The sequence below is a fragment of the Arthrobacter sp. Y3223164 genome (genome assembly GCF_059091005.1).
Genome location: NZ_JBNHGF010000253.1, coordinates 1 through 4,167, shown reverse-complemented (window position 1 = coordinate 4,167; position 4,167 = coordinate 1). Strand labels below are relative to the sequence as shown.

Annotated in this window: 4 protein-coding genes; all 4 read left to right on the top strand. The window is 68.3% G+C overall.

Going from position 1 to position 4,167, the window contains the following annotated elements; translation table 11 throughout:
* Positions 1 to 56 precede the first annotated feature (56 nt).
* Positions 57 to 749 carry an ABC transporter permease gene (locus AC5RUJ_RS12025; RefSeq protein WP_494000369.1) on the top strand — a complete coding sequence of 231 codons (693 nt, stop codon included), beginning with the start codon at positions 57 to 59 and terminating at the stop codon, positions 747 to 749.
* A 38-nt stretch (positions 750 to 787) separates the two neighbouring features.
* Positions 788 to 1,771, top strand: a complete 984-nt coding sequence (locus AC5RUJ_RS12020; protein WP_494128437.1) for an ABC transporter substrate-binding protein — start codon at positions 788 to 790, stop codon at positions 1,769 to 1,771.
* Between the two features lie 70 nt (positions 1,772 to 1,841).
* On the top strand, positions 1,842 to 3,056 hold the full coding sequence (locus tag AC5RUJ_RS12015; RefSeq protein WP_494000367.1) for a pyridoxal phosphate-dependent aminotransferase: 1,215 nt from the start codon (positions 1,842 to 1,844) through the stop codon (positions 3,054 to 3,056).
* A gap of 121 nt (positions 3,057 to 3,177) precedes the next feature.
* Entirely contained in the window at positions 3,178 to 4,011 is an 834-nt protein-coding gene (locus tag AC5RUJ_RS12010; RefSeq protein WP_494110197.1) for a PPK2 family polyphosphate kinase, read from the top strand.
* Positions 4,012 to 4,167: the final 156 nt, after the last annotated feature.

The window sequence follows — 4,167 nt, the reverse complement described above, 5'->3', positions numbered from 1 at the left end:
GGCTCCCTTGTCGCCGCAGGGGAACGGCCGGACGCCGCGGAAGCGGCGGTGCGCGGATGAACCTGTTCGAGGAAACCGCGGCGTGGCTGGCGGATCCGGTCAACTGGGCCGGTCCGGCGGGCGTGCCGGCCAGGCTGGCCGAGCACCTGTACTACAGCGCCCTGACCCTGGTGATCGCCGCGGCCATCGCCGTGCCGCTGGGGCTGTTCGTCGGCCACACCGGAAGGGGGCGCCTCGCCGTCGTGGGCATTGCCAGCGGACTGCGGGCCATGCCCACGCTGGGCCTGCTGACCCTGTTCGTCATCCTGATGGGCCTGGGCCTGATGCCGCCGATCTACGCCTTGGTGATCCTGGCCATTCCGCCGCTGCTGGCCGGCACCTATTCGGGGATCGCCGCCGTCGACCGCCAGCTGGTGGACGCCGCCCGGGCGATGGGCATGACCGAGTGGCAGGTCCTGTTCCGCGCCGAATTGCCCAACGCGCTGCCCGTGCTGCTGGGCGGCGTGCGTGCCGCCGTGCTGCAGGTCATCGCCACGGTGGCCGTCGTGGCCTACATCAACCTGGGCGGCCTGGGCCGGTATCTGATCGACGGGCTGGCGGTCCGTGACTCGGTGCGGCTGTTTGCCGGTGCGCTGCTGATCGCGGCGCTGGCACTGGTCGTGGACGCCTTGCTGGCCGCGGTGCAGAAAGTCGCCGTGTCGCCCGGCCTGCGCGGCTTGAGGGGGCGGGCCGAAAGGCAGAACAAGTAAGGTTGGAACAGCCAGTGCCGGCACATGAGGAGATGAGCATGAAGGACCACCCCGGGAACAACGCCAGCAACCGCGGACACGACAAAAACCCGGCCGCGCGGCGCAGCGTGCTCGCCGCAGGGGCGGCCGCCCTCGCCCTGGTGCTCGCTGCCTGCGGCGGGGGATCCGACCCCCTGCAGGATTCGACGCCGGCACCCGAAGGCAGCACCGGCGGGTCCCTGGTGGTCGGTGCCAGCGGCGGCACGGAGAGCCAGATCATCGCCGAAATCTATGCGGGCGCCCTGACCGCCGCCGGCTACGACGTCACCACGAAACCGGGCATCGGCTCGCGCGAGGTCTACGTCAGCGCCGTCCAGGAAGGGTCTGTGGATATCATCCCGGACTACAGCGGCAACCTCCTGCTGTTCTTGGACACCGAGGCGACGGCGGCCTCCGCCGGGGACGTCATGACAGCCTTGGCTGATGCCCTGCCCGAGGGACTCGGCGTGCTGGAGCCCGCATCGGCGGAGAGCAAGGACGCGATGGTGGTGACCAAGGCTACGGCGGAGGAATACCAGCTGACGTCGATCGAGGACATGGGCCCGGTGTGCGGCGAACTGGTGCTCGGAGCCAACCCCGAATTCGCCGAGCGCGAGTACGGGCTGCCGGGGCTGGAAGCCAACTACGGCTGCGTCCCCAAGTCCTTCGAACCGATCAACGACTACGGCGGACCGACCACGCTCAACGCCTTGATCACCGACAAGATTCAGGTGGCCGACATCTACACCACCACCCCGTCCATCGAGGACAACGACCTGGTGGTGCTGGAAGACCCGAAGAACAACTTCATCGCCCAGCAAGTGCTGCCGCTGATCCGCAGCGACGCCGTGGACGAGCAGGCGGCCCGGGTGCTCAACGAGGTTTCGGCAGCGCTGACCACCGAAGACCTGATCGACCTCAACCGCCAGGTCAGCGGGGACGAGAAGCGCAACCCGGCCGACGCCGCCGCGGACTGGCTGGCGGAAAAGGGCCTGGCCGGCTAGGGGCCCAGGCTCCCGTTCACGCGCCGCTTCGGTCTCCGGGGCGGCGCGTGCCGTGTGCGAAGATCGTTGGATGGCCCAGTACAAGCAGTCCAACAAGCTCCACAACGTCCTCTACGACATCCGCGGTCCGCTCCTCGAGCATGCCCAGCGGATGGAGGCCGAGGGCCAGCGCATCCTCAAGTTGAACATCGGCAACCCGGCGCCGTTCGGATTCGAAGCTCCGGACGCCATCCTGGTGGACATGATCCGCAACCTGCCCACCGCGCAGGGCTACAGCGATTCGCGCGGCATTTTCTCGGCCAGGACCGCGGTGTCGCAGTACTACCAGACCCGCGGCATCCAAGAGATCGGCGTGGACGACGTGTACCTGGGCAACGGGGTCAGCGAGCTGATCACCATGAGCCTGCAGGCGCTGCTGAACAATGGGGACGAAGTGCTCATCCCGGCCCCCGACTACCCGCTCTGGACCGCGTCGGTGTCGCTGGCCGGCGGCCACCCGGTGCACTACCTCTGCGTCGAGGAAGAGGGCTGGCTGCCCGATCTCGAAGACATCGAACGGAAGATCACGCCCAACACCAAGGGCATCGTGATCATCAACCCGAACAACCCCACCGGCGCCGTCTATCCGCGGCACATCCTCGAGGGGATGCTGGAACTGGCGCGCCGGCACAACCTGGTGGTGTTCTCGGACGAGATCTACGAGAAGATCCTTTACGAGGATGCGGAGCATGTGAACACGGCGCTGCTGGCCGACGACGTGCTGGTCATGACGTTCAGCGGCCTGTCGAAGGCCTACCGCGTGTGCGGCTTCCGCAGCGGCTGGATGGCCATTTCCGGGCCGAAGCACCTGGCCGCGGACTACATCGAGGGCATCAACCTGCTCACCAACATGCGGTTGTGCGCGAACGTGCCCGCCCAGCATGCTATCCAGACCGCCCTGGGCGGCCACCAGAGCATCAACGACCTCATCCTGCCCGGCGGCAGGCTGCTCGAGCAACGCAATAAAGCCTATGAGCTATTGAACGCCATCCCCGGCGTCAGCACGCAGCAGGCCAAGGGCGCGCTCTACCTGTTCCCCAGGCTCGACCCGGAAGTCTACGGGATCAAGGACGACGAACAGTTTGCGTTGGACCTGCTCAAGCAGCAGAAGATCCTGATCTCGCACGGCCGGGCGTTCAACTGGACGCAGCCGGACCATTTCCGGCTGGTCACGCTGCCCAACGTGGACGTGCTGACCGAAGCCGTGGGGCGGATCGAGGAGTTCCTGGCCGGATACCGGCAGTAACAGCCGCGTCTGCGTAGCCGCGCCGCCGGCGGCTCGGTAGGCTGTCGCCACCCGCACCGCCGGCCAAGCCGGCCGGGCCGAACAGGAGGACCAGGTGGAACAGACCGGATTGCCCGAGTTCATGCGGACGCCGTCGGAGATGCTGCGGGTCGGCCCGGGATTCGGCCTGGCGGGTGTCGATACCGGCTCCACGCCCGGATTCCTCGGCGGCAGGACCGAGGGAAAACTCCTGCTCAGGGCCTCCGACCGCCGGCTGTCCGAACTGCAGGAACGCCTCTTCGCGCAGAGCCGCGCCGGGGCGCCGGACGCGGTCCTGCTGGTGCTGCAGGGGATGGACACCTCCGGCAAGGGCGGGATCGTCCGGCACGTGGTCGGAGCCGCCGACCCGCAGGGGATTTCCCACCGGGCCTTCAAGGCGCCGACGCCGGAGGAGCTGGAGCACGATTTCCTCTGGCGGGTGGAGCGGGCCTTGCCCGGTCCCGGCATGATCGGAGTGTTTGACCGGTCGCACTACGAAGATGTGCTCATCCACCGCGTGCACGGGCTCTCGCCCTTGGCGGAGGTGGAGGCACGCTACGGGCAGATCATCGACTTCGAGGCGATGGTGGCCCGCCGGGGCATCCGGATGATCAAGGTCATGCTGCACCTGGGCAAGCGCGAACAGGGCAAACGGTTGCGCGACCGGCTCGACCGGGCCGACAAGCACTGGAAGTACGATCCCGGCGACGTGGACGCGCGGCGGCGCTGGGACGAGTACCAGCAGGCCTACCAGGTCATGTTGGAGCGGACCAGCACCGTCGACGCGCCGTGGTTCGTGGTGCCGGCCGACCACAAATGGTATGCACGGATCGCCGTGCAGGAGCTTCTGCTGCAGGCGCTGGAAGACATCGACCCGCAGTGGCCGCCGGCGGGCTTCGACGTCGAGGCGGAAAAGGCCCGCCTGGCTGCCTCGTAACGCACCCCCGCCGGGTTGGCCGGTCCGATGCCCGGGAACCGGGCTGGCCGGGGCGGACCAGCGGGATAACACCGGGGACGCGGCGGTTCCGCGGCGGACTAGAGGGGTGATACCGGGGACGCGGCGGTTCCGGGGCTGCCCGGGCTGGCCGGCGAC

Excerpts from the sequence above, each read along its gene's own strand:
- AC5RUJ_RS12025 (WP_494000369.1), top strand. The coding sequence starts at position 57 with ATGAACCTGTTCGAGGAAACCGCGGCGTGGCTGGCGGATCCGGTCAAC.
- AC5RUJ_RS12020 (WP_494128437.1), top strand. The coding sequence starts at position 788 with ATGAAGGACCACCCCGGGAACAACGCCAGCAACCGCGGACACGACAAA.
- AC5RUJ_RS12015 (WP_494000367.1), top strand. The coding sequence starts at position 1,842 with ATGGCCCAGTACAAGCAGTCCAACAAGCTCCACAACGTCCTCTACGAC.
- AC5RUJ_RS12010 (WP_494110197.1), top strand. The coding sequence starts at position 3,178 with ATGCGGACGCCGTCGGAGATGCTGCGGGTCGGCCCGGGATTCGGCCTG.